Below are 25,581 nucleotides of genomic sequence, written 5' to 3' on the forward strand. Positions count from 1 at the left end.
AACAAATAGTGATAATAGTTACAAACCTTTCCCTTATATATATTAGTTAAAGCATACATGTTTGAGTATAATAATCAGATAATGTAATTTTTGTATTTTTTATTCCGTTAAAACCATCTTCAATTTCTATAAAATTTGTAATTCCTATTTTATATAGTATAGAGGCTGCGATCATGCTACGGTATCCTCCTACACAATGTATAAAAAACGTATTATTTCGTGGAATTTTATCTAATTTTATTTCTAATTGATGTAGTGGAATATTTATACTATTTATTATGTGTTGAGAATTATATTCATTTATCTTACGGACATCTATTATATATGAATTTTTATTTAGGATTGTACTTAACTCAATTGCTTTTATCCTTTGAATCGTATGAAATGGTTTATTACAACTCACCCATCTTTTAAATCCATCTTTTAAATAACCAATCGTTTGATCAAAACCTATTCTAGATAAGCGAATGATTGCTTCTAAAGATTGTTCTTTATTCTCTGTTATTAGTAGTATTTTTTGTTCTATATTAGGTATTAGCTCTCCTACCCATTGTGCAAAATTTCCATTTAATCCAATATTAATACTGTTAGGAATGAATCCTTTCGCGAATTGATCAGAATTTCGAACATCTAATAGTAGAATTGTAGGATCTTCTTCTATATATTTTTCGAATTGTATTATATCTATTTCTTTATGACTTCTGTCTATTACTGAGTATAAACTTTCGTATCCTTTTATATTTAGTAATACATTTTTAGGAAAATAAGGCGGTGGTGGCATTAACCCATCTAAAACGGTTTGTACAAACGTTTCTTCTGTTAAATTAGGATTTAAGGCGTAATTTACTTTTTTTTGATTACCTAATGTATCTGTGGTTTCTTTACTCATATTTTTTCCACAAGCACTACCTGCCCCGTGATTAGGATATACAATTAAATGATCAGGAAGAGGAAGAATTTTATTTCGTAATGAATAATATAATAGACGAGCCAGTTTATCTTGTGTTAACTCTGTCATAACATGTTGAGCTAAATCAGGTCTTCCTACATCTCCAATAAAAAGAGTATCTCCTGTTAAAATTCCTTTTTCTAACTGATTTTCATCTATTAACAACAAACAAGAACTTTCTAAAGTATGTCCTGGTGTGTGAATTAGTTTAATTGATGATTTACCAAATAAAAACATCTCATTATCAAATGCTATGTGGCATGGGTATCCTGTTTTTGTGGTGGTAGGACCAATTACTATAGTTGCACCTGTAGCACGAGCTAATTCTAAATGTCCAGAAACGAAATCAGCATGAAAATGAGTTTCAAAAATATATTTCAAAACAACTTTATCTTTTTCTAAACGATCTAAATAGGGTTGTATATCTCTTAAGGGGTCTATGATAACGGCTTCACCTTCTGAAACTATATAATAGCAAGCTTCAGCTAAACATTTGGTGTAGATTTGTTCTATTTTCATTGTGCTTCTATCAAAAAAGCAAAGGTAAAATACGATTTTAAAAAAAAGGCTGACAAAAGTCAGCTCTTAGAAATTGATTTCAATATGGCTTCGATATAGCTTAACTAAACCTCGTTGTTCCATTTTTTTTAACAAACGCGACACCACTTCTCTGGAAGTATTTAGTTCGGATGCTATTTCTTGGTGTGAGAGTTTTATGTCGTTACAATTACAAGCATCTCGATGTCTTTTTAAATAAAACTCTAAGCGTTCATCCATTGCTTTAAAAGCTATGTTATCTATCACCGTTAACACTTCTTCGAAGCGACTTCTGTAAGTTTCAATAACAAATTCATACCAAGAACGGTGTTTACTCATCCATTTTTCCATTAATGCAAGAGGAATCATAATAAGTTCTGCATCTTCAACCACTTTAGCCATTAAAGCACTCGTTTCTTCTTTAGTAGCACAAATCATAGAAATAGCACAGGCTTGTCCTGGCTGGAGATAGTACATAAAATATTCATTTCCTTCATCATCTTCACGGTATAATTTTATCTTCCCTTTTACAACTAAAACGGTATGTCGAATAAACTGACCTGAACGCATTATTGTTTCACCTGCTTTCATATTCTGTATATACGCGTTTTCTTCTATTTCTTCTATTAACTGAGGATTAAAATTGGGAAAATTTAGCTTGATTATATCTTTCATAAAAAATTAAAAAAACACAATACAAATATAGGTTACTTATCTCATCTTTTAAATTTAAAAATTCATTAAAATTTACTACTTTGTGCAAGTAACCTTAATAAACTAATAATGAACACAACAGAATTAAGAGAATCTATTTTTAGGCATTTAGATGGTATTGTAATTTTACCTATAGCGGCTCTATTAAAAGAAAAAAATATAACAAATTATATCATTGAAAAAAAAGACATTACATTAAATCAATTAAAGGAAGATTTTAATTTAAATGAAGGCTATTTAAATGTTGGGTTAAGAGCTTTAGCTTCACAAGGTTTTATAGATTATTTTGTGGATAACGTTCAAAATGAAGTATATATTAAAACAAATAATGCAACAGAGTTAGCTTTTTCTTTCTTTTATTTATACGAAGATATAGCTCATACATTATTTTTAACTGATGTTTTCACTTCCAATAGTATTAACGAGCATACTATTTCTATATTAGCCCCTTTATTTGAAAAGTTTCAAAAAATAGACATTCATTCTCTTGATCTAAATTCTGAAGCAGGTAAAATACAATATCAGATTATAAAACATTTAGAAGGATTTTTAGTAGGTCCTTTAATTGTAAATCTAGGCATGACAGGTATGTTTCACAAATATTTTATGGAAACTTCATTTAGTGCTGATGAATTTCACAAAGAACCCGAAGCGTTCAATATTATGCTTGATTTCTTCACTTCATTAGGATGGTTCATAGAACGAAAAGGAAAATATCAATTTACTGAATCAGGTCTTTTTTATGCTAAAAGAGCCTCTGCCTATGGAGTAACTGTTTCTTATCTACCTATGTTAAAGAATATTGAAATGTTATTATTTGGGAATCCTAACAAATTACGAGATATTGCTATTAACGATGCTGAAATACATGTAAATAGAGAAATGAATGTTTGGGGTAGCGGAGGTGCACATAGCACGTATTTTAAAGTAATTGATGAAATTATAATAGAACTTTTTAATCGTCCTATTTCTGAACAACCTAAAGGCATTTTAGATATGGGATGCGGTAACGGTGCTTTTTTACAGCACATTTTTAATGTTATAGAAAGACAAACAATGCGTGGTAAAATATTAGAAGAATATCCTCTTTTCTTAGTAGGAGCTGATTATAATCAAATTGCTTTAAAGGTTACTAGGGCAAATCTAATTAAGGCTGATATTTGGGCTAAAGTAATTTGGGGAGATATTGGCAATCCTGACCTATTAGCAGAAGATTTAAAAGAAAATTACAATATTGAGTTAAATGAACTATTAAACGTTCGTACATTCTTAGATCATAATAGAATTTGGAATGATCCTAAAAAAGATTACGACATAATCAGCACTTCATCAGGAGCTTTTTCTTATAGAGGAAGACAATTATCAAATAACCTTGTAGAAGCAAATCTTTATGAACATCTTGATAAATGGGCTCAATACGTTCAAAAATTCGGATTATTACTAATTGAACTTCATACTGTAAACCCAAATATTGTTTCTAAAAATATAGGAAAAACACCAGCAACTGCTTATGATGTAACACATGGATTATCTGATCAATATATACTAGAAATTGAAGAATTTATTAAAATAGCTCAAAAAGTAGGATTGTATTCTGATAAACGTTTTACACAACGTTTTCCCGATACAGATTATGCTACAGTAAGTATTCATTTATTAAAGGGTAAATAATTATTTCAAACCTAGACATCATAACAAAACATAACGCGTAATCTAGGTTAAAAACATATAATTTTAAAACAAAATGAAAAATTGTTTTTGTGGATCAAAAAAAACATATTCTGAATGCTGTGAACTTTTTATATTAGGTACTAAAAAACCCAATACAGCTGAAGAATTAATGCGATCTCGCTATAGTGCTTACTGTACCCATCAAGTAGATTATTTGCTTAATACTACTCATCTTGGTACTCGAAAATTTTATAACCGAAAGAACATTATGACTTGGGCTACTGAAAATAACTGGTTAAAATTAGAAATTCTAAAAGTAAGTGAACAAAATGTTGAGTTCAAAGCGTACTATACAGATGATAAGCTTGAATCACATTGTCATCATGAAAAATCTACTTTTAAAAAGCAAGGAGGAATCTGGTATTATGTAGAAGGAAAAATAGGTTAGTTTTTAAATAAAGTAAATTAAGGCTATCTAAAGATGTTTATAAAAACACTATTCTTTAGATAGCCCTTTTTGATTCATAATAGTAAATTAGAAATTTAAGATTACAACAAAACTCTAGTTTGTTATGTTCCTAAATTATTTTTTCCTGCAGGTAATTCAAAAATTTGTAAATCAAAATAAATTACAGAAGCTAAAATATGATCAAATATATCACTCATGATATATTCATAGTTTTCAAAACGTTTATCATTAGAAAATGCGTAAATTTCTAAAGGAATACCTTGATGCGTAGGCTGTAATTGTCTACAAAGAAGAATCATCTCTTTATTTAATCCTGGATAATTTTCTAAATATTTAGTTAAATATTTCCTAAACAAACCAAAATTAGTCAAATTTCTTCCATTAATAGATAAAGTTTTATCTATTTCATGCAATGAATTATGTCGTTTAATATCCGTTTGCTTTCTTTCTATATAATCTTTAAGTAATTGTATTCTTTTAAATTCTTCCAATTCTTCTTCTCGTATAAATCGGATAGAATTAGCTTTTATTAAAATATGTCTTTTGATTCTTCTCCCTTCAGAATTAATCATACCACGCCAATTCCTAAAACTATCAGAAGTAAGACTATAAGTAGGAATAGTTGTAATAGTATGATCAAAGTTTCTAACTTTTAATGTGGTTAGATTTATTTCAACAACATCACCATCAGCACCAAATTTATCCATTGTAATCCAATCTCCTATCCGAATCAAATCATTAGCTGAAACTTGAACAGACGCTACAAAACCTAAAATAGTATCTCTAAATATTAATATTATCAAAGCTGATACAGCTCCTAGAGTTTTGACTAACGTATCAGTACTAACATTAAAAATTTTAGCTACTATTATGATGATTCCTAACCCCCAAAGCATAATCATAATAACTTGAACATAACTATCTATAGGTTTATCTACATATTCCGCTTTTGTTTTCAGATGATCTCTTATTGCTTTTAATGTAGAATTTGTAATCCATAGAGTTAATAAAACAATATAAACCCCTACTAATCGACCAAAAATAGTTTCCCATGAGGTAAAATCATTCAATATAATGGGAACTGTTTTATAAATGTAAATCAGAGGAATTAAATGCGACATATACTTTGCTGTTTCATTAGAAATCAGCAAATCATCAAATTTTGTCTTAGTTTTTTTAGCTACTACTGCCATCCCTGTAACTAAAACGAATCGACAAAATAGATATATTATATAAACAATAAAACTGAGTATTACAATATTAATGGCTAATCCTAAATAGGATGCCAGTGTATCATTAAAATCTAATTTTTTAAAAAATTTATAACACCAGCCAAATATTTTTTCAGTTTTTTCAAACATATTATTTCAGATATTTTTTTTCTATATAAAATGTCCCAAAAGGAATTAAAGAAGCTAATAAAATTATTATTGTTGTTTTAAAATTCCATTTTAATTGCCTTTGCAAAAAAAATGCCAAAAGTACATACAAAATAAAAAGAACTCCATGACTCATACCTACAGGAAATAAAAGAAATTTATATAAGGCTAAATTAAATGGTTTTATCATTAACATATTCAACATTATAACGATGTAAGATACCCCTTCTAGCAAGGCAATATTTCGAAAGAATTTAAACATTTAAATCTATTTTAATTAAAAAAATCATTTCTAGTAAACTAGTATTCTTTTGCAAAGAAAAGCAAAGTTTATCAGCTAAACTATATTCCATACTTTTTTTTGGAAAGTTAAAATTTATATAAAATTAATTTCTAAAAAAAAAATATCTATAAACAGTTTTTTAAATGTAATTTTGCAAAAATTTCAAAAAAGGTATGATGCAAAGCGATATAGAAACAGTATTTGAGAATAAAAAAACACTCTATGATTATCAATCACGCGATATCAATACTATTTTTGATAGAATGGATAATACTTCTCCCAATTATCGCCTTTTATATCAATTACCTACAGGCGGAGGGAAAACGGTTATATTTTCTGAAATTGTACGTCGTTACATAGAAACCCATCAAAAAAAGGTAGTAGTACTCACACATCGCATTGAGTTATGTAAACAAACCTCTAAAATGTTAAGTAACTTTGGAGTACAAAATAAAATCATCAATTCAAAAGTAAAAGACCTACCCGATCAAGATGATTTTTCTTGCTTTGTAGCCATGGTTGAAACTTTAAAAAATCGTTTAAATGATGATTTATTACAAATTGATAATGTAGGATTGGTTATTATAGATGAAGCACACTATAACTCTTTCCGAAAATTATTAAATCGTTTTAAAAATTCTTTCATTCTAGGTGTTACTGCTACTCCATTGAGTTCTAATATAGAACTCCCTATGTATGAAAATTATAAAGAGCTCATTGTGGGGGATCCTATTAAAAAATTAATTGAAAATGGATTCCTTGCAAAAGCCACTACCTATAGTTATGATGTAACATTATCAAGCTTAAAAGTAGGTATTAATGGTGATTATACCGTAAAGTCTTCTGATGAACTTTACTCTCAATTAGATATGCAATCTAAATTATTGAGTGCTTATGAAGAAAAATCAAAAGGTAAAAAAACCTTAATTTTTAATAATGGAATCAATACCTCTTTATATGTTTATGAAACATTTAAAAAAGCTGGTTACGATATACGCCATCTAGATAATACAACTAGTAACGAAGAACGAAAAGATATTTTAAAATGGTTTAAATATACTCCTAATGCTGTACTTACTTCTGTAGGTATCTTGACTACTGGTTTTGATGAACCAACTGTTGAATCAATCATCATTAACCGAGCTACTAAATCTCTGACCCTTTATTTTCAAATGATCGGTCGTGGTTCTAGACGTTTACCTAACAAATATGAATTTAGTATCATAGACTTAGGTAATAATGCTGCGCGATTTGGTTTATGGGATGATCCTATAGATTGGCAACATATTTTTAAAACCCCAGAATATTATATTGAAAATTTACGTAGTGACGCTGAAATTGAACGCTATTTTAAATACGAAATGCCTGCTGATGTACGCGAACGTTTTAAAAACACTTTAAATGTCGAATTTGATATAGAAGAAGAGTTCAATAAAGCAATTGCTAAAAATTTACGCCCAAAAGTAGTCATAGATGATTCTATTCTAAATCATGCAAGTATGTGCGTAGATAATGCCGAAGAACTAAATGAAGCCAAACAATTAGCCAAATATCTTATAGAAGATATTGAATATAGAGTAAAAATATTTTGTCGATGCTTAGCTAACTCTACTAAAAACTATCGAGAATGGTTAGTAGATGATTATAAAACACGATTACAAGTTGCCATTGGTAAGTTATATCGCGAACGCCTGTTTGCTATGGAAGATTAGTTTTACTTACTAGAATCTTAAAAAAATAATATTTTTATATTAGTTTGCCTTTTTTTTACGACAGAAGAAGTCACATTTTCAACCTTATGTAACTTCTTCTTGTCATTAAAGGTACTTTATGTAAATCCCCTACTCCTTTTAACTTAATTTTACCCCATCTTTAATTACGCTATTTTTATTCAAATTAGCCTCATTTGACATATACAATTCCTTATAAAACCATTTTTTATCCTTGAGACTGTCCTAAAAGTTCGCAATCCTGTCATCTTCTACCAAAGGAAGAAACCACATAATGTTGATTATGTCATTCCTCCTTACGTAGGAGTGACAAACTGTATGTTGCATAAAAACAATTTCTTTCCCTCATCTTAATTTTTTAAGCATTGCTTATTCAAATAACCGCCCTTATTTATTAGACCTTTTATTATTTCATCATTTTTATTTGCTTTAACAAAAGCAAGTATATTTTCTCAAAACGTATTTTATTATATCTTTAACACAAATTAAGTGTTAAAGTTTATTGCAGATAAAAAATGACTTTGAATTTAGAAAAGTCCTTATTTTTTTGCATCCAATGTAGTAAAATTACATCTGTGCTTTTCTCTTCATTCTATCTATCTTCATCATAAAACCTAACATATAATCTTGATTTAATTAAATACAACTTAATTCAATATTCTTATGAAACTTCTACACCCCTTTATTTACTATTCTTTTTTATTTATGTCAACTCTATGCTGTACACAAACCAAGCAAGACAGTTTAGATATAAAAAAAGTAGCTTTAGATTATATAGAAGCACAACACAATCCAAATCCTTTACAAATGGAAAATGCACTACATCCCAGAATGGTAAAAAGAACTTTTTGGAAAGACAAATCTACAGGAAAAGATTTTTTAAGAGAAACCACTACTGAGTCTATGATATTAATTGCAGAATCATATAACAAAAAAGGAGATCAATTTCCCGAAAAACCAAAAAAAGAAATTCTTTTCCTAGACGTTTCAAATCGTACTGCTTCTATAAAACTAATTGCAGACGAATGGATTGATTATATGCACATCGTAAAGTTAAATGGAAAATGGACGTTGGTAAATGTTTTATGGCAATATCATAATATTAATAAACATTAAGACCTATATTTAGAACTCAAGAAATAGTTTCATTTAAAATAGATAAAAGTTTAAAAATCAAAATATAACATTCTTTTATCTAAACTTTAACTTTTCTTTTATTTTTGTAATTCTTCTTGTTTTCTATTATAGAAAATGAACTAATATTTAACCAACAAAAAAATTGATATTAAAAAGAAAATATGCCTTTTACTTTTTCGCATCCCGCAATAATTTTACCTCTAAACTATTTACCAAAAAAATGGATTTCATTAACAGGCTTGATTATTGGTAGTTTGACACCCGATTTTGAATACTTCCTAAGAATGAGGATTAAAAGTAACTTTAGTCATACTCTTCTTGGCATATTTTGGTTTGATTTACCCTTAGGAATTTTACTCACTTTTATTTTTCATAATCAAGTAAAAAATCAGTTGTACAAAAATTTACCTAAAATATTAAGTGAAAGATTTTTAAATATAAAAGAGGTTAATTGGAATAAACACTTTTTACAAAATTGGAAAATCATAGTAATTTCAATTCTCGTAGGAGCTATTTCTCACATCTTTTGGGATGGTTTTACACATCACGATGGTTTTTTTGTAAAAACCATTCCTCAATTATCAAAAGCAATAGAAATTAATAAATCCTCCATTAAAACATTTAAAATATTACAACATCTGAGTACGTTAATTGGAGCAACAACCATTGTCATTAGCATTTGTAAACTGCCAAAAATCAAAAATTTTAAAAACAAAATAAATCCAAAGTATTGGATTATGGTTATATTAATTACTTTCTCAATTTTTACGCTAAACACAATCACTAGCGAAAACTCAAAATTAATTGGAAATATAATTGTAAGTCTGATTACATCAGGAATGATTGGAATAATAATCGCTCCGTTCTTTTTTAATAAAGAAAACGGCTAGGATATGTAAATTGTATTTTGTTATAGGCTTTAACTTCCCAATATCGAATATTAATTCTTTTTAAATACCTTGCTCATAACAAAACTCATATTTTCTAAAAAATACTTTTTTTTGAAGCCTACATTCTTTTACAAAATTTTAAATTTTAGCGTTTTATACGAACTTACTCAAAGTCTTTATTAAGTATTTTTAGTAAATTAAGGTTCTAAAGCTAAATTTAAAAGCATTTTTATATATTTGACTTTCATCCTAATGTAGTATTTAAAAACAAAACATTAACTTCATAAAACTAATAGGAAATTATAATAAATAGCAGATGATTGAGAAAAAAATTTACGACTTTATCAATTTAAATAAAGGTGAAGAAAAGCAAGAAAAAGTTTTAGAAACTGTAAAATCTAATATTTCTTTTAGAGGATCTAACCTATGGACATTGGCCTGTGCAATAGTAATTGCCTGTGTTGGCTTAAATGTAAATTCTACAGCTGTAATCATAGGTGCAATGCTTATTTCCCCCTTAATGGGACCTATTGTAGGAGCTGGCTTTTCATTAGCTATTTATGATTTCGAACTATTAAAAAAATCTTCCAAAAATTTATTAATTGCTACCATATTAAGTTTAACTGTTGCAACTATTTATTTTTACTTTAGTCCTTTTAAGGATACAAACTCCGAATTACTTGCTAGAACATCTCCAAATATTTACGATGTTCTCATTGCTTTTTTTGGAGGTTTAGTTGGCGTTATTGCAATAACTCGAGTAGAAAAAGGCAATCCAATACCAGGGGTAGCTATTGCTACTGCATTAATGCCTCCTCTTTGTACTGCAGGACACGGACTTGCTATTGGTAATTTTTCTTATTTTTTAGGAGCCATTTATTTATATTCTATCAACTGCTTTTTTATCTGTATCTCAACCTTTTTAGTACTTAAATACCTGAATTACAACCCCATAAAAACACTCAATCAGAAATTTGAAAAACAAATACGTTACGGTATTTCAATTCTTATTTTGATTATGATCATTCCTAGTTTTTATATGGCATATAGCTTACTTCAAGAAAATAAGTATAACCAAAAAATAGAAGAATTTTTAACGCAAGAATTAACAAATAAAGGCTATACAATTATTTATAAAAAAACAAAACATAATACCACTCCTAAAACAATAGAACTGGCTTTTTTAAGTAAAAAATTTAATGAAAATGAAACTAAATTACTAAATGAAAGACTTTCTAAATACGATATTAAGAATACTATAATAGAAATAAAACAAGATCCAAAAGATTTAAAAGATGAAATTTTGAATGAAATTGGAATTCAAAATAAAACATCTGGTCAAAAAGATCTTTTAATAAATAAATTACAAAAAGAATTAAATGAGTATAAAATTTCAAATAACGAAACTCTAGAAGAAATTGCTATCTTATTTCCTGAACTAAAAAATGTATCATTAGGAAAACATATAATGGATACAAATACGAATGAACAAAAAACATTTACTGTTTTACTGTATGAATGTGATGATAATACAATTGACACAAATAAAATAAAAAAATGGTTGAGTCAAAAATTACAAACACAAGATATTGAATTAGTAAAAAAATAACATCTCTTTTTATTTTTCACATTCAAAAACATAAAAAAATATGGCACTATTATTGAGGCTAATGAAATAGCCCCAATTAACAATCAAAATTAAAGGCATAGAATAAGCAAAAACCTATTTGTTTTGTTGACTAAATTGTTCAAAACAAATCGTTTTTTAACCCATTATAAACGCTAACTTTACTATTTTAGTAAGGATAATAAAAACTTAGGAGTATGGATTTGAGTCACGATGAAGAAGATTACAGTTTATCCTTATCAAAATTTGAATCAATGTTAAAAACCAATAAAATTTTATTTTTTGATTCAGAAGAATTTGAGGATATCATCCTCCATTATATGGATATTGGCAAACCTATTCTAGCCAAAAAAGCCCTAAAACTAGGACTAGAACAACATCCTAAATCCTTTGGATTAAAGTTAGTCCAAGTAGAAATGTTGTTATTTGAAGACAAACTAGAACAAGCCGAAAAGCTACTTAATGATTTATACGCTATAGAACCCACAAATGAAGAAATTTTTATACAAAAAGCAAACATTTGTTCTAAACGAGACGATCATAAACAAGCCGTTGAGTTTCTAAAAATAGCCTTACAATACACAGATGACTATGCTGATGTTCATAACCTTTTAGGCATGGAATATTTATTCATGGATGAACTAGAACTAGCCAAAACACACTTTATAGCTTGTTTAGAAGAAGAACCCGAAGAACAATCCGGACTCTACAACGTCATCTATTGTTTTGAATTTCTAGAACAATATCAAGAAGCCATTACCTTTTTACAAAACTATATAGACACAAATCCTTATAGCGAAATTGCATGGCACCAACTAGGTAGATTAAACTCAACTATAAAACACTACCAAGAAGCCTACATAGCATTTGATTATGCAACCGTTATTGACGATCAATTTATGGGAGCCTATATGGAAAAAGCCAAAGCACTTGAACGTTTAGAACGCTATGAAGAAGCCATCTGGAACTATCAAGAAACCATTCGATTAGAAGATCCAACCTCCTATGCCTTATTACGGATAGGTAAATGTTTTGAAAAAATGGGAAATGATTCAGAAGCCCTAAATTATTACAACAAAACAGTACATGAAGATCCTTTATTAGATAAAGGATGGATTGCCATAACAGATTTCTATATACGCCAAGAAAACTTTCAAAAAGCACTCTATTATGTAAACAAAGCCCTTGGTATAGATACAGAAAATCCTTTATACTGGAAACGATACGCCTCTATAAATAAAGAATTAGAACTATTTGAAGAAGCAGAAGAAGGATATAGAAAAACAGTAGAATTAGGAGATACCCAATTAGAAACCATTCTATTTTGGGCTGACACACAACTATTTATTGGTGATCTTCAAGCTTCTGTAGAAACCTTAATAAAAGCAAATATTTTATTTTTAGATCATTACGAAATAGAATACCGTTTAGCAGGCTTATATTATACTTTAAACAATCCTACTAAAGGATTATATCACTTAACAAATGCTTTACATCATAATCTTAAAATGAAGAGTATTTTACAAGAATTATTTCCTGTGGTATTTGATTTAGATATAGTTCAAAAAACAATAGCCAAATATGACGAGTTACAGTAAAAAAACTATTTTATGAAAAAATTAGGATTACTAGGTAAAAATATTTCTTATTCTTTTTCTAGAAATTATTTTACAAATAAATTTCAAAATGAATTTTTAACCTCCATATTTTCGTATGATAATTATGATATTCAAAAAATTGATGAATTTAAAGAGATAATTATCAATGAACCTAATTTAATAGGTTTAAATGTAACGATTCCTTATAAAGAAGAAATCATACCTTATTTAGATGAACTTTCAGAAATAGCAAAAAACATTGAAGCTGTAAATACTATTAAAATTACTTCTGATAAAAAATTGATTGGACATAATACTGATTTTTATGGTTTTCAAAAATCACTTACTCCTCTACTTCAAAATCATCATAAAAAAGCCTTAATATTAGGTACAGGAGGTGCTTCAAAAGCCATTGCTTATGTTTTAAAAAGCCTAGAAATTGATTTTTTATTTGTTTCAAGAAAACAATTTAATGATACAATCACTTATGATCAATTAAATAATTCTATACTGACAGAATACACTATAATAATTAATTGCACCCCGTTAGGAACATATCCTAATATTCAAGACTGCCCTACGATTCCCTATGAGTTCATAACTTCTAATCATCTAGTATACGACTTAATTTACAATCCTGAAAAAACTACTTTTCTTGCAAAAGCTGAAGAAAAGGGCGCTATCATTAAAAATGGTTATGAGATGTTAGTGTTACAAGCTGAAAAAGCTTGGAAAATTTGGAATACATAAAAAATTATAAATACTATAAAATTTTGTTTATAAACCAGTAGTATATATCATCTCAAACATCTTATTATTTAGAATTAAAAAAGTACATTTGCCCTCCTTAAAATATAAAATTATGAGCGCAACTTGGTACGAATGCAAAGTAAAATTTAGAAAAATAGACGAAAATGGCATCCAAAAAGTCACAACAGAACCTTATTTAATCGATGCTCTATCTTATACCGAAGCGGAATCTAGAATTACACAAGAAATGATGTCTTATCTTAATGAGGAATTTAAAATAACAAATATTAAAGTAGCCAATTACGCTGAAATTCATCCTTTTGAAAATACAGATAGATGGTTTCGTTCAAAAGTTTCTTTAATAGCCTATGATGAAGAAAGCGGAAAAGAAAGAAAGACTAATTTATACTTATTAGTACAAGCAAATGATGTACGTGAAGCGTATGATAATACACAAATAGCTATGAAAAATACGATGGGAGATTATACTATTCCTGCTATTTCAGAATCTCCTATTGTAGATGTATTCCCTTATTTTAGTGGTGATGAAAATGACCTAGAAGCAGTAGAACGATTTAATAAACTTAAAACTTCTAGATCTGAAGTTGAAACACATTCAGAAACAACGGATCACATGGAATTTGATAATGAAATTATATCAGCGTATCAGGAATAATATTTATTACAAGAAAAATACTGATTAATCTTCTTTAGTTTTTTTACTCTTTTTTCAGACATATTGGTATATATGGAGTACAAAGTGTTTGTCATTTAAATTCATTGAAATCGCTTCGCTTTAGTCGATCAAAGAACAAAAATAACCTTAAGGTCTTCATTCGAATAAGCGAAGCAAATGACATATTACTTTTTTTTCTTTAAACGCTCTTTAAAAACTTTTTCAAATTTTTCTAATTTGGGTTGAATAACGTATTGACAATAACTTTTTGATTTATTATTTTCATAATAATTTTGATGATAATTTTCAGCCTTAGTAAAACCTTTAAATGGTTCTAGAGTAGTTAGAATTTTAGACCTGTAAGCTTTTGATTTTTCTAGTGCTGTAATAAGATCTTTAGCTGTATTTTTTTGTTTTTCGTTGGTATAAAAAATAACTGAACGGTATTGAGATCCTACATCAGCTCCTTGACGGTTTAGCGTCGTTGGATCATGCACTGTAAAAAATATTTTAAAAATTTCGTCTAAATTAGTTTTAGTAGTATCATATTTTATTTGAACTACTTCTGCAAAACCTGTTTCTCCTGTAGATACTTCTTCATAAGTTGGGTTTAAAATATTTCCTCCTGAATAGCCTGATTCAGCCGAAATAACACCATCTAGGTTATCAAAAACGGCTTCTATACACCAAAAACAACCACCTCCTAGCGTAATGGTTTCAATCTGTGATTTTGTTTTTTGAGCTGAACCTATCGTACTAAAAAAACTTATAATTATAATTGCTATTTTTCTCATTTTCTTATTTTTTATTTTTAGAATCAGGTTCAAAATCTAGGGCTATTGAATTCATACAATAACGTTTTCCTGTGGGTTCAGGACCATCATCAAACAAATGACCTAAATGTCCTTCACAACGACCACACAGTGCTTCTATCCTATCCATTCCGTGTGATTTATCACTTCTAAAAACAATGCTCTTTTTATTAACTTGTTCAAAAAAGCTAGGCCATCCGCATGAACTTGCAAATTTAGCATCTGACCGAAATAATGTATTTCCACAAGCAGCACAATAATAAGTGCCTTTTCCAGTATAATTCCAATATTTACCCGTAAAGGACGCTTCTGTATCAGCTTTTCTAGAGACTAGGTACAAATTTTCTGGTAAAATATCTTTCCATTCTTTATCCGTTAGTTTTAATTTATTAGTAGCTGTATGGGAATAATATGGATTTTTAATTTTTCCGTTTTGAGCATTTGTATAATTTAATGCAATTAGAAATAAAAACAAAACTCCTTTTTTTAGAATCCTAACCATAATTATTTTTCTTTTATATTATAAACTAAAGGTAGTTGTATTTTAATGAATTAAATGTTAACTAAATTACATCTGATTAATTTTTAACAGAATATTTTTGCTTTTTATTTAAAGTAAGCTCTTTATTAAAAATGAAAAGGTGTCCAAAAGGACACCTAATCTAAACAAACTTAACTAAAAAATAACACTCTACTATAAGAAGCATTATCCGTTTCTATTAGCCAAAAGCCTTTTTTGGAAATATAGCTTTTGAAAAATAATGATTTTGTTTTATCTAGTGAATTAAAATATTTTTGTAACGAATCAGAAGTATTCAAAAAATAAAGGGTTTCTTTATCTATTCTAAATTGTTTAAACTGATCTATTATTAAATTAGATTTAATCCCGTATTCGTAAACAACACTTTCATCAGAAGTAAATTTTAATAATTGATCTGATTTTTTTTGTCCTGTATCATTTTGAATGACAATTACATCTGAATAATTTAATTCTTTGGAATTGACAGTACATAATACCTCATCTTTACGAACTCTTAAGGACAAATTAATTTTAGATATATCTTGTTTTTGATTAAATCCTGTTATATCTATAATTTCTTGTACTGATTCCCAAATTAGTTTTCCTTTGGCATCAAATTTAAATACATATACTCCTAATGGAATATTAATGCTTTCTCCTAATTCTTTAGGTTCATTTCCAAAAATACCAAACACATATACGTTTCCTGTATCTTTATCAACTAGATAATTATTAATTGCTAATTCAGAAAGTTTTTTGTTGGCTTTAGCATCTAATATGGTTCCTCCTCCGTTATCAGCAAATAACAAATAATATTTAGGTACATCTATTAAATACGAAAAATCACCTATTTTTGTTCCATTAAGGTTGTATAAACTCCTATAAATAGTGGCTGATTTATAATTTTTATTTATTGATTTGGTAATAAAACTAATATTATCTTCATTTATACGAACATCAAAATTTACTCCTTCTGAATAAACGGTTGTTGTTTTATTTTCAATTTTATTTAAATCAGGTTTTACTAACTTATTTTGAGTTGATTGTCCTGAAAACAGATCGACTACTTTTAAAAATAACTCATCATTTTTGAGATCTACTTTATCATTATTTTTTTGATTCACTATGGAAAGTCCGTAAATATCATTAAAATATCTAAAGTTTTCGTTAATCTTAAAAAAATTACTTGAAGAACCGTCTAAATTCAGTTTATATTCTTTTGGGAATTCATTTTTATCTGAAATTTTACCAATCAAAAAAGCTGTTTCTATTGGTGAAAAAACACAGTTAGTTAATTTCTCGTTTGAAATTAATTTTTGTGTAAATCCATCTTTATCAAAAGACCAAATGTCTTGTATCTCGTTTTTGTATATTTTATTTACGGGCTTCCCTTGAATTAAAACAACTTTATCTTGATTAGGTAGATAAACATACTCTAAAGGTTGTTTTTCTTCTTTATAGGAAATTTCAGAAATTACTTTTTGACCAAAACTGGCACTGGTTATACCACAGGCTAAAACAATTAAATTTCGCATTTTATTAAAATCCTTGTTTAAACGTTACACCAAAAGTAAGAGCTCTCGTTAATCCATCAGGGCGAACTTTACGTATTATAAAAGGTGCTGCTAAAGAAGTTTCTATACTGCTATTAGCTCCTAATTTATAATTTGCAATAATATTTCCATTAAGTGTTAAACCGTTTGAATTAGCTATTTCTATTTTTTGATTTAATTGATCTATATAAGAATCATTTCCTAAATGATAAATAAATAGTAAATTAGGTTTTAGTGTTAATTGTTCATTTGCCAATAAAATCTTATAAGTTGATCTAAACAACACATCAGGTTTTCTATGCAATAAATTAGAGGATACAAATTCTTGATTAGAAGATAAATTACTCAAATAAGAGTTTTTATTATCACTTAATGGAATTTGAGTTGCTAAATTAAAATCCCATTTTTTTAATCCTACTTCAAGACCTCCTATAATATCATAGGTACCTAAACTTGACTGATAAGGCATAGGTAGAGAAATAGTATTAATCTTATCATTTCCTTTTGTAAATGGAATTTTAAGACCTAATAATCCTGACCATTTTAATTTATCTGAATCATTTAATTTATAATTAGCTGTTATAAATAAATCTCCTACATTTGTTTTGGTTCCTAAATTACCATTAGCAGATAAACCTGTAACCTTAACATTCATGGCCAATCTATCTGTAAACAAACGTGTATAAGCTATGTGAGAGGATATAATACCTGTATTTTTCTCTCCTAAACCATAACCAGCATTAACCTCTATATAATTTTTTATATCTTTATTAACTGTTTTAAAAGGATTTCCTACAGAGCAAAATCCAGCATCACTACATCCTTGTGCTGCTAAAGGTTGACTTACAATACCTGATAGTAATAATAATGCAATTTTTAACTTAATATTCATTTTTTTGTGTTATTGGTTATTTTTTTAGTTACTAAAATTTATCTTTTTATATATTCTTTTTTATTTTAGGCAATTCAGTCTATTATTTACAGTATTCCTAAAATTTAATTTATGATTACAAAGATAATTTTGAAATTCCTAATTAAATGTTAACTAGATTACATTATTTAAATTTGTTTGAATTTCTTTTTTTCTATTAATTTGTTGTATGATAAATCCATCAGCACACGGTTGGGTCCAGAAATTTTTCTTTGAGCAATCCTCACAAGAACAATTTAATATATTTGATTTTGAAAGTTTTTATCTAGCTACAAGAAATACAGGCTTCTTAGTTGGCTATACCACTCATTTTGTAACCTCTACTCCTATTGAAATTCATTCACTTACTATAGAAGAGATTTCAAAAATTGCTTTATTAAATTCTTTATTTGGTGTTTATCAAATTGTAAAAAAAAACAATGACTGCATTCTTTTTACAAAAGAAATTGTTACTTTTTATCAAGAACTACATCCAAAAGATTCTGGTCTTTTTGATTTTTTTCTACCAAATGATAGCCTTGAAAGTAAATTAGAAAAAATTATTTCTAATCGCATTAAAACTAATGACAACATTATTAGTAAAAATTTCTCTCACATAGTAACTAATGCTTTGTTATTCATTGATGTATTAGCATTTAAAAAATATATTGAAAATGGTTTTTTTCCTAAAAAATATCTAAAAAAAATTGAAGAAATAATTGTCAATGTTATTTCATTAGCTTTAACTACTAAAACTACGAAATCAGTATACGATGACCTTCTACAAAAATTATTTGATTCATCTGTACGTTATTCTAAATTTAACAGAATAAATACTAAAACAACCTTAGAAAATATTGACTTTTCTTATTTAGTAGATGATTATGAAAAATTTTACCTCATGGATCTTACTAATATGGCATTATGGAATGATGGTAAGATGGATGAGTCAGAATATCAATTTTTAAAGCTTTTAAATCATCAATTAAATCTTTCAGAATCTTTTATTAGTAAAAGTATAAAGGATATGGATCTTTTCCTACGCCTTAATAAGCAAAATATTCCTTATTTTAATTATTCAAACCCTGTCAAACATTTTTACGATCAAACTAGTTTAAATATTCAAACTTTGATACAAAGAAATAAAAAACGACTTTTAATCGAACTTTCACAAAGCAAAGAACTTGTTGTTTTATTATCACAATCTACTGTGCGTGAATTAAATCCTGAAGAAAAGAAAAAAGTTAAAACGCAAATTTTAGACATTTGTAAAACAATCCCTTCTCTTACTATTTTCTTAGTTCCTGGAGGTAGTCTACTATTACCTATACTAATCAAGTTTATTCCTCAGCTTCTTCCTTCAGCTTTCAATGAAAACTTAGACAAAAACTAATCCATCGTTTCTTCTAACCAAGCACTCATCATCCAAATAGTCTTCTCTTGTTCTTTTATAAAATCGCTCATCATTGAACTGGTACCTTCATCATCTATAACATCTGAGTCTTTTAAGATTTTACGTTCAATTACTAACAAAGTAGTAATAGATTCTACAATAAGTCTAATTGCCTTTTCGTCATTTGAAATTTTTTTACCTACTGTAAGTTCACTATTTTTTAAATAGTCTTCAAAAGTATGATAAGGAACTCCATCTAAAGTTAAAATACGCTCTGCTATCATATCTATTTTAAGTTGTGCATCATTATAGAGTTCTTCAAATTTTAGATGCAAGTCAAAAAATCGCTTTCCACGTATATTCCAGTGTAAACCTCTCAAATTTTGATAATAAATTTGAAAGTTAGACAACAACTTATTTAGTTGCACAACTAATTCTTTTGTTTCTTCTACTGGTAATCCTAAATTATTTATTTTCATTTCAATGCTTTTTAATTAATATTATTTAAATCTTAAAAATGTTATGATTTAAATTTTTATAAATTATTTTTATGAATAAAATAGCTAACTCTTTTTCTAAATTTATAAAATATCCCAATTTTAGTTCTATTAAAAAAGTACTTTACTTTTAAATAAACTTATTATTTTAAAGCTATAAAATACTTATTAAAAAATAAAAATAATTTACTTCATTTTACTTTTATAAAATAACCCCATCGTTTTATTAACTTTTCTATGACTAGAAGGCTCTTCCTTATTAAACAAAGCAGATCGTTATTTCACTTTACAAAAGTATTTTTATTTAACTACTTTTTGTTATAAAACAAATTGATTATACTTATATTTGTATAAAAGAACTTTATAAAATGACTATTACACAATTACAATATGTATTAGCGGTTGCTGAACATAAAAATTTCACACAAGCAGCTGAAAAATGTTTTGTAACACAGCCTACACTGAGTATGCAAATTCAGAAAATTGAAGAAGAACTGGATATTATCATTTTTGATCGAACAAAAAAACCTATTCAACTTACCGAAGTTGGAAGAAAAATTGTGGAACAAGCTAAAAATATAGTGAATGAAGCGGATCGAATTCAGGATATTGTAGACCAAGAAAAAGGGTTTATAGGAGGTGAGTTTAGAATAGGGATAATCCCAACAGTAATGCCTACCTTACTACCTATGTTTTTAAATAATTTCATAAAAAAATATCCAAAAGTAAAGCTTATTATAGAAGAATTAAACACCTCTGAAATAATAACTAAGTTAAAAAATGGTCATTTAGATGCTGCTATTGCAGCCACACCTTTAGAAGAAGAAAAAATAAAAGAAATCGTATTGTATTATGAACCTTTTATGGTTTATGTTCCTGAAAGTCATAGTAAGTTTAACAAAAATGAGTTAGAAATTGAAGATCTAAATGTCGAAGAAATTTTATTGCTACAAGATGGACATTGTTTTAGAGATGGAATATTAAATCTTTGTAAAAACAGAAACCTATCTAAAGAAAACAAATTTCAATTAGAAAGTGGTAGTTTTGAAACACTAATACGATTAGCTAACGAAGGCTTAGGCGTTACGCTACTTCCTTATTTACATACTTTAGAATTATCTGATAAAGAAAAATTAAAACTACGTCATTTTAAAGATCCAAAACCATCTAGAGAAATCAGTTTATTAATTCCTAAAAATGAATTAAAAATCCATATCATAGATGCTTTGCGCAATGTAATTTCAGGAATTTTAAGAGGTGCCATTGCTTTTCAAAATGTTGAAATCATTAGTCCCCTTTCAAAAAAATAAGTCCAATAAATATTTATTTACATAAACAAATTTTAGAAAATCTTTTTTTAAATTAAGATAATGTAGTTAAAAAAGTGGGCATTTTTCATTTTAAATTGCTTATATTCCAACATCAAATTCAAGAGGAAGTTGGCTCTGCTGAGGAGCAACCAACCAGCAATAAGTTTGATGATTATACGATAATTGAAAGGATAGTTTTTTAGCTATCCTTTTTTATTAATAGATGATTTTTTATATCTATCATCGGGATATGATTCTCTTATTTTAATTTCTAGAATGCCATAAATTTGGTAAATTTTTTCAAAATGTTATCCTTTCATTTTACCCTTAAATCGTTGTTTGTTTTTCCTTATTGTTCATCTAATTATTTGAATATTTTATACGTTAGGTAACGTTTTTTGAGTTTTCATAAATAAAAAAGAGACTGTCCAAAAAGTCCGCAATCTTGTCATTTGAACCAGAGAGAGAAACCACATAATATGTTGATTATAAAATTTCTCCTTACGTCAGATTGACAAACTGCATATTGATTTATCACTTTTTTGACAGCCCCTTTCTGCAATATTCTATTTTATAATGCTTCACAGCATTTTAGACGATTATATTTAAATATTAATCTTTATTTTATAAATTCTACTTTTTGATCTTCTGCGTTTACACTATCAAAAAAGCCTTGAGATCGCATCCATTCATCATTATATACTTTACTCATATAACGAGATCCGTGATCGGGTAATATTGCCACTACTACACTCTTTTCATTAAATTCAGCTTCTTCATCATATAACCTAATAGCTTCTAAAACGGCTCCTGAAGTGTACCCTGCAAAAATTCCTTCTGTTTTAGCTAATTTTCGAGACATGTGAGCACTTTCTTCGTCTGTAACTTTAATAAAACGGTCTATAATATCAAAATCGGTAGCGGTAGGAATCAAGTTTTTCCCTAATCCTTCTATTTGATAAGGATAAATTTCATCTGAATCAAACTCTTTTGTTTCATGGTATTTTTTTAGCACTGAACCATAAGCATCTACTCCTAAAATTCTAATATTAGGATTTTGTTCTTTTAAAAATTTTGCTGTACCTGATAATGTTCCACCTGTACCTGAGCAAGCAATAATATGCGTTATCTGACCACCTGTTTGTTCCCAAATTTCAGGACCTGTTGTTTTATAATGTGCTTCAACATTTAATTCATTAAAATATTGATTTATATAAATAGATCCTTTTGTTTCTTCATGTAACCGTTTTGCTACATTATAATAAGAACGTTCATCATCTGCAGAAACGTGGGCTGGGCAAACATATACTTTTGCTCCCATACTTTTGAGCATATCTATTTTATCAGGTGAAGATTTTGAACTCACGGCCAAAACACAATTATACCCTTTAATGATACTCACCATAGCAAGACTAAAACCCGTATTACCAGAAGTTGTTTCTACTATTGTATCACCTGGTTTTAAAATCCCTCTGCGCTCAGCCTCTTCAATGATGTATAAAGCAATTCTATCTTTTGTAGAATGTCCTGGATTAAAAGCTTCTACCTTAGCATAAAAATTTCCTTTAAAGGAATCCGTTATCTTATTTAATTTAATTAAAGGCGTGTTTCCTATTAATTCTAAAATAGAGCTATAAGCCTTAATTTCTGTCTTCATACAGTTTATTAATTTTTTCTGGATAATGAACTACAAAGCTATTAATTTTTTATCGTTTGATTCCTTCTAGTTGAAACAAAAACGAAAATTCTTTTGCTATTTCTTTTAAAGCTTCAAATCTGCCTGAAGCTCCACCATGTCCTGTATCCATATTTGTGTCTAAAAATAATAATTTTTTGTCAGTTTTAGAAGCTCTTAACTTAGCAACCCATTTAGCAGGTTCCCAATATTGAACTTGTGAATCATGTAAACCTGTTGTTACTAACATATTGGGATATTCTTTTGCTTCTACATTATCATAAGGCGAATAGGATTTCATGTAATCATAATATTCTTTATGATTTGGATTACCCCATTCATCATATTCTCCTGTGGTTAATGGAATCGAATCATCTAACATAGTTGTTACGACATCTACAAATGGTACTGCAGAAATAATTCCGTTATACAACTCAGGATTCATGTTTATAATTGCTCCCATCAATAAACCGCCTGCTGATCCTCCTTCTGCATATAAATGTTGAGCTGAAGTATATTTATTTTCAATTAAAAACTTAGAACAATCTATAAAATCGGTAAAAGTATTTTTCTTTTTTAGTAATTTACCTTCTTCATACCAAGGACGACCTAAATCTTCTCCTCCTCGAATATGAGCAATTGCATAAATAAATCCACGGTCTAAAAGGCTCAAACGGGTGGTTGAAAAAGTACAATCCATAGAATAACCATACGAACCGTAGGCATATTGCAACAAAGGTCTTTGTGCATTAAGTTCAATTCCTTTTTTGTATACTAATGAAATAGGTACTTTTACACCATCTCGAGCTGTTGCCCATACTCGGTTTTCTTCGTAATTATCTTTAACAAACGCACCTCCTAAAACTTCTTGTTCTTTTTTGATTTCTTTTTCTTGTGTACGCATGTTGAAATCTATAATTGAAGAAGGTGTTTTTAGTGATTGATACCCATAACGAAGAATTTCTGTATCAAAATCAACATTCGTAGATGTATAAGCTGTATAAGTTTCACTTTCAAAAGGAAGATAATATGCTTCTGCTCCACTCCATGGTATGATTCGTAATTGGGTTAACCCATTAGAACGCTCTTCAACTACCAAATAATCTTTAAAAATTTCAATATCTTCTAATAAAACATCTTCACGGTGTGGTAAAACATCTACCCAATTTTCCTTTGAAGTAGTTGTTTCAGAAGTTTTCATTAGTTTAAAATTAGTGGCATTATCTTTATTTGTTAATATATAAAAGTTGTCACCAAAATGTGAAATTGTATATTCTAAACCTCGGGTTCGTTTTTGGAAAATCAAGAAAGATTCATCTGGTGTATCAGCATTCAAATACTGATATTCAGTGGTCATGGTACTTTGAGAACCAATTACTAAATATTTTTTTGATTTTTCTTTGTAGATGTACACACTAAAAGTTTCATCTTTTTCTTCGAAAACTAATATATCTTCTGAAACATCTGTTCCTATTTTATGTTTATACACTTTATTTGAACGAAGTGTTACTGGATCTTTAGTAGTGTAAAAGATGGTTTTATTATCATTGGCCCAAATTGACCCTCCTGTACAATTTTCTATTTTATCAGTGAGGATTTCACCCGTTTCTAAGTTTTTAATTTGAATCGTGTATATACGACGACTTACTGTATCTGTACCAAAAGTAGCAAACTTATTATTTGGGCTTACACTTACTCCTCCTAATTGAAAGTATGCTAAGTTTTTTGCCATTTCGTTACAGTTAAACAAAATTTCTTCTGGAGCTTCTAAACTTTCTTTTTTACGGGAATAAATAGGATAATCCCCCCCTTTTTCAAAACGCGTAATATACCAATATCCATTATATAGATAAGGTACAGATGATTCGTCTTCTTTTATACGCGCTTTCATTTCTTGAAATAATTCTTTTTGAAAATCCTTCGTATGCGCAGTCATTTGCTGATAGTATGTGTTCTCAGCATTCAAATAATCAATTACGTCTTGATTTTCTCGATCATTTAACCAATAATAATTATCTATACGTACATCATTATGTATTTCTAATTTTTGTGGTATAATCTTAGCCACAGGAGGTATAAAGGTATCTGACATTTTATTATTTTTTGAATTACAAATTTACACTTTCATAAATGAAATTAGTAAGTTTGCGGCTAAATTAAAACTAAAAAAATTATGTTTGGAGATATTATAGGCATGATGGGCAAATTAAAAGAAACCCAACAGAAAATTGAAGATACTAAAAAACGTTTAGATACTGTTTTAGTAGATGAAAAAAGTAGTGATGGATTATTGCATGTAACCTTAACTGCTAATCGCCAAATAAGGAGTATCACCATTGAGGATACTTTACTAGAGGATAAAGAGCAATTAGAAGATTACTTAGTAACCGTATTAAACAAAGCTATTGAAAAAGCAACAGCTGTAAACGAAGCTGAATTAGGTGCTGTTGCTAAAGATGGGATGCCTAATATTCCTGGAATGGATGGATTGTTTAAATAAT

The 25,581-nt window shown here is 28.1% G+C and carries 23 protein-coding genes; 12 read left to right on the forward strand and 11 right to left on the reverse strand.

Features of this window, described 5'->3' with window-relative positions; translation table 11 throughout:
* Positions 1 to 46: 46 nt before the first annotated feature.
* Both ACUXZJ_RS13070 and ACUXZJ_RS13075 read right to left on the reverse strand, forming a co-directional pair.
* Positions 47 to 1,468 carry an MBL fold metallo-hydrolase gene (locus ACUXZJ_RS13070; protein ID WP_060382430.1) on the reverse strand — a complete coding sequence of 474 codons (1,422 nt, stop codon included), beginning with the start codon at positions 1,466 to 1,468 and terminating at the stop codon, positions 47 to 49.
* A gap of 66 nt (positions 1,469 to 1,534) precedes the next feature.
* The gene (locus ACUXZJ_RS13075; protein ID WP_060382431.1) at positions 1,535 to 2,161 is read right to left on the reverse strand and encodes a Crp/Fnr family transcriptional regulator; all 627 of its coding nucleotides are present in this window, start codon (positions 2,159 to 2,161) and stop codon (positions 1,535 to 1,537) included.
* Between the two features lie 108 nt (positions 2,162 to 2,269).
* Between ACUXZJ_RS13075 and ACUXZJ_RS13080 the strand changes: the two genes are divergently transcribed.
* Both ACUXZJ_RS13080 and ACUXZJ_RS13085 read left to right on the forward strand, forming a co-directional pair.
* Positions 2,270 to 3,871: a class I SAM-dependent methyltransferase gene (locus ACUXZJ_RS13080; protein ID WP_060382432.1), complete on the forward strand. Its 1,602-nt coding sequence runs from the start codon at positions 2,270 to 2,272 to the stop codon at positions 3,869 to 3,871.
* Positions 3,872 to 3,944: 73 nt separating this feature from the next.
* The gene (locus tag ACUXZJ_RS13085; RefSeq protein ID WP_063743830.1) at positions 3,945 to 4,319 is read left to right on the forward strand and encodes a YchJ family protein; all 375 of its coding nucleotides are present in this window, start codon (positions 3,945 to 3,947) and stop codon (positions 4,317 to 4,319) included.
* Positions 4,320 to 4,441: 122 nt separating this feature from the next.
* On the opposite strand, the gene ACUXZJ_RS13090 is transcribed toward ACUXZJ_RS13085, so the two are convergent.
* Both ACUXZJ_RS13090 and ACUXZJ_RS13095 read right to left on the reverse strand, forming a co-directional pair.
* Positions 4,442 to 5,701 (reverse strand): mechanosensitive ion channel family protein, encoded by a 1,260-nt coding sequence (locus tag ACUXZJ_RS13090; protein ID WP_060382434.1) that lies wholly within the window; start codon positions 5,699 to 5,701, stop codon positions 4,442 to 4,444.
* A 1-nt stretch (position 5,702) separates the two neighbouring features.
* Complete coding sequence (locus tag ACUXZJ_RS13095; RefSeq protein ID WP_060382435.1) at positions 5,703 to 5,981, reverse strand: DUF3817 domain-containing protein; 279 nt, start codon at positions 5,979 to 5,981, stop codon at positions 5,703 to 5,705.
* Positions 5,982 to 6,175: 194 nt separating this feature from the next.
* On the opposite strand from ACUXZJ_RS13095, the gene ACUXZJ_RS13100 reads away from it, so the two are divergent.
* The 7 genes from ACUXZJ_RS13100 (at position 6,176) to ACUXZJ_RS13130 (ending at position 14,410) form a co-directional block, all read left to right on the forward strand.
* The gene (locus tag ACUXZJ_RS13100; RefSeq protein WP_060382436.1) at positions 6,176 to 7,714 is read left to right on the forward strand and encodes a DEAD/DEAH box helicase; all 1,539 of its coding nucleotides are present in this window, start codon (positions 6,176 to 6,178) and stop codon (positions 7,712 to 7,714) included.
* Positions 7,715 to 8,395: 681 nt separating this feature from the next.
* Complete coding sequence (locus tag ACUXZJ_RS13105; protein ID WP_060382437.1) at positions 8,396 to 8,848, forward strand: nuclear transport factor 2 family protein; 453 nt, start codon at positions 8,396 to 8,398, stop codon at positions 8,846 to 8,848.
* A gap of 182 nt (positions 8,849 to 9,030) precedes the next feature.
* Entirely contained in the window at positions 9,031 to 9,759 is a 729-nt protein-coding gene (locus ACUXZJ_RS13110) for a DUF4184 family protein (RefSeq protein ID WP_063743828.1), read from the forward strand.
* 316 nt (positions 9,760 to 10,075) lie between these two features.
* Positions 10,076 to 11,368, forward strand: a complete 1,293-nt coding sequence (locus ACUXZJ_RS13115) for a TIGR00341 family protein (RefSeq protein WP_060382439.1) — start codon at positions 10,076 to 10,078, stop codon at positions 11,366 to 11,368.
* Positions 11,369 to 11,583: 215 nt separating this feature from the next.
* Positions 11,584 to 12,984, forward strand: coding sequence for a tetratricopeptide repeat protein (locus ACUXZJ_RS13120; protein WP_063743827.1), 1,401 nt, complete (start codon positions 11,584 to 11,586; stop codon positions 12,982 to 12,984).
* A 12-nt stretch (positions 12,985 to 12,996) separates the two neighbouring features.
* Positions 12,997 to 13,734 (forward strand): shikimate dehydrogenase family protein, encoded by a 738-nt coding sequence (locus tag ACUXZJ_RS13125; protein ID WP_060382441.1) that lies wholly within the window; start codon positions 12,997 to 12,999, stop codon positions 13,732 to 13,734.
* 112 nt (positions 13,735 to 13,846) lie between these two features.
* Positions 13,847 to 14,410: a DUF4494 domain-containing protein gene (locus tag ACUXZJ_RS13130; RefSeq protein ID WP_063743826.1), complete on the forward strand. Its 564-nt coding sequence runs from the start codon at positions 13,847 to 13,849 to the stop codon at positions 14,408 to 14,410.
* A gap of 185 nt (positions 14,411 to 14,595) precedes the next feature.
* Here ACUXZJ_RS13130 and msrA read toward each other — a convergent pair whose 3' ends face one another.
* The 4 genes from msrA to ACUXZJ_RS13150 form a co-directional block, all read right to left on the reverse strand.
* The gene (gene msrA, locus ACUXZJ_RS13135; protein ID WP_060382443.1) at positions 14,596 to 15,204 is read right to left on the reverse strand and encodes a peptide-methionine (S)-S-oxide reductase MsrA; all 609 of its coding nucleotides are present in this window, start codon (positions 15,202 to 15,204) and stop codon (positions 14,596 to 14,598) included.
* Positions 15,205 to 15,208: 4 nt separating this feature from the next.
* Entirely contained in the window at positions 15,209 to 15,724 is a 516-nt protein-coding gene (gene msrB, locus ACUXZJ_RS13140) for a peptide-methionine (R)-S-oxide reductase MsrB (protein WP_060382444.1), read from the reverse strand.
* A 170-nt stretch (positions 15,725 to 15,894) separates the two neighbouring features.
* A complete protein-coding gene (locus ACUXZJ_RS13145) occupies positions 15,895 to 17,277 on the reverse strand; it encodes a hypothetical protein (protein WP_060382445.1) in 1,383 nt (460 codons plus the stop codon).
* Positions 17,278 to 17,281: 4 nt separating this feature from the next.
* Positions 17,282 to 18,187, reverse strand: a complete 906-nt coding sequence (locus tag ACUXZJ_RS13150; protein ID WP_060382446.1) for a hypothetical protein — start codon at positions 18,185 to 18,187, stop codon at positions 17,282 to 17,284.
* Positions 18,188 to 18,395: 208 nt separating this feature from the next.
* On the opposite strand from ACUXZJ_RS13150, the gene ACUXZJ_RS13155 reads away from it, so the two are divergent.
* Positions 18,396 to 19,598 carry an LETM1-related biofilm-associated protein gene (locus ACUXZJ_RS13155; RefSeq protein ID WP_060382447.1) on the forward strand — a complete coding sequence of 401 codons (1,203 nt, stop codon included), beginning with the start codon at positions 18,396 to 18,398 and terminating at the stop codon, positions 19,596 to 19,598.
* Here the strand turns inward: ACUXZJ_RS13155 and ACUXZJ_RS13160 are convergent.
* Positions 19,595 to 20,077, reverse strand: a complete 483-nt coding sequence (locus tag ACUXZJ_RS13160) for a Dps family protein (RefSeq protein ID WP_060382448.1) — start codon at positions 20,075 to 20,077, stop codon at positions 19,595 to 19,597. The two genes, ACUXZJ_RS13155 and ACUXZJ_RS13160, sit on opposite strands and share 4 nt — an antisense overlap.
* A gap of 386 nt (positions 20,078 to 20,463) precedes the next feature.
* Here ACUXZJ_RS13160 and ACUXZJ_RS13165 point away from each other — a divergent pair, with 386 nt between their 5' ends.
* Entirely contained in the window at positions 20,464 to 21,405 is a 942-nt protein-coding gene (locus ACUXZJ_RS13165; protein WP_060382449.1) for a LysR substrate-binding domain-containing protein, read from the forward strand.
* A gap of 619 nt (positions 21,406 to 22,024) precedes the next feature.
* On the opposite strand, the gene ACUXZJ_RS13170 is transcribed toward ACUXZJ_RS13165, so the two are convergent.
* Entirely contained in the window at positions 22,025 to 23,062 is a 1,038-nt protein-coding gene (locus ACUXZJ_RS13170; RefSeq protein WP_063743825.1) for a PLP-dependent cysteine synthase family protein, read from the reverse strand.
* A 49-nt stretch (positions 23,063 to 23,111) separates the two neighbouring features.
* Positions 23,112 to 25,172, reverse strand: coding sequence for a S9 family peptidase (locus tag ACUXZJ_RS13175; protein WP_063743824.1), 2,061 nt, complete (start codon positions 25,170 to 25,172; stop codon positions 23,112 to 23,114).
* Positions 25,173 to 25,253: 81 nt separating this feature from the next.
* Between ACUXZJ_RS13175 and ACUXZJ_RS13180 the strand changes: the two genes are divergently transcribed.
* On the forward strand, positions 25,254 to 25,580 hold the full coding sequence (locus ACUXZJ_RS13180; protein ID WP_060382452.1) for a YbaB/EbfC family nucleoid-associated protein: 327 nt from the start codon (positions 25,254 to 25,256) through the stop codon (positions 25,578 to 25,580).
* The last annotated feature ends 1 nt before the right edge of the window (position 25,581 follow it).

It is taken from the genome of Flavobacterium sp. TN-1, from assembly GCF_052828645.1.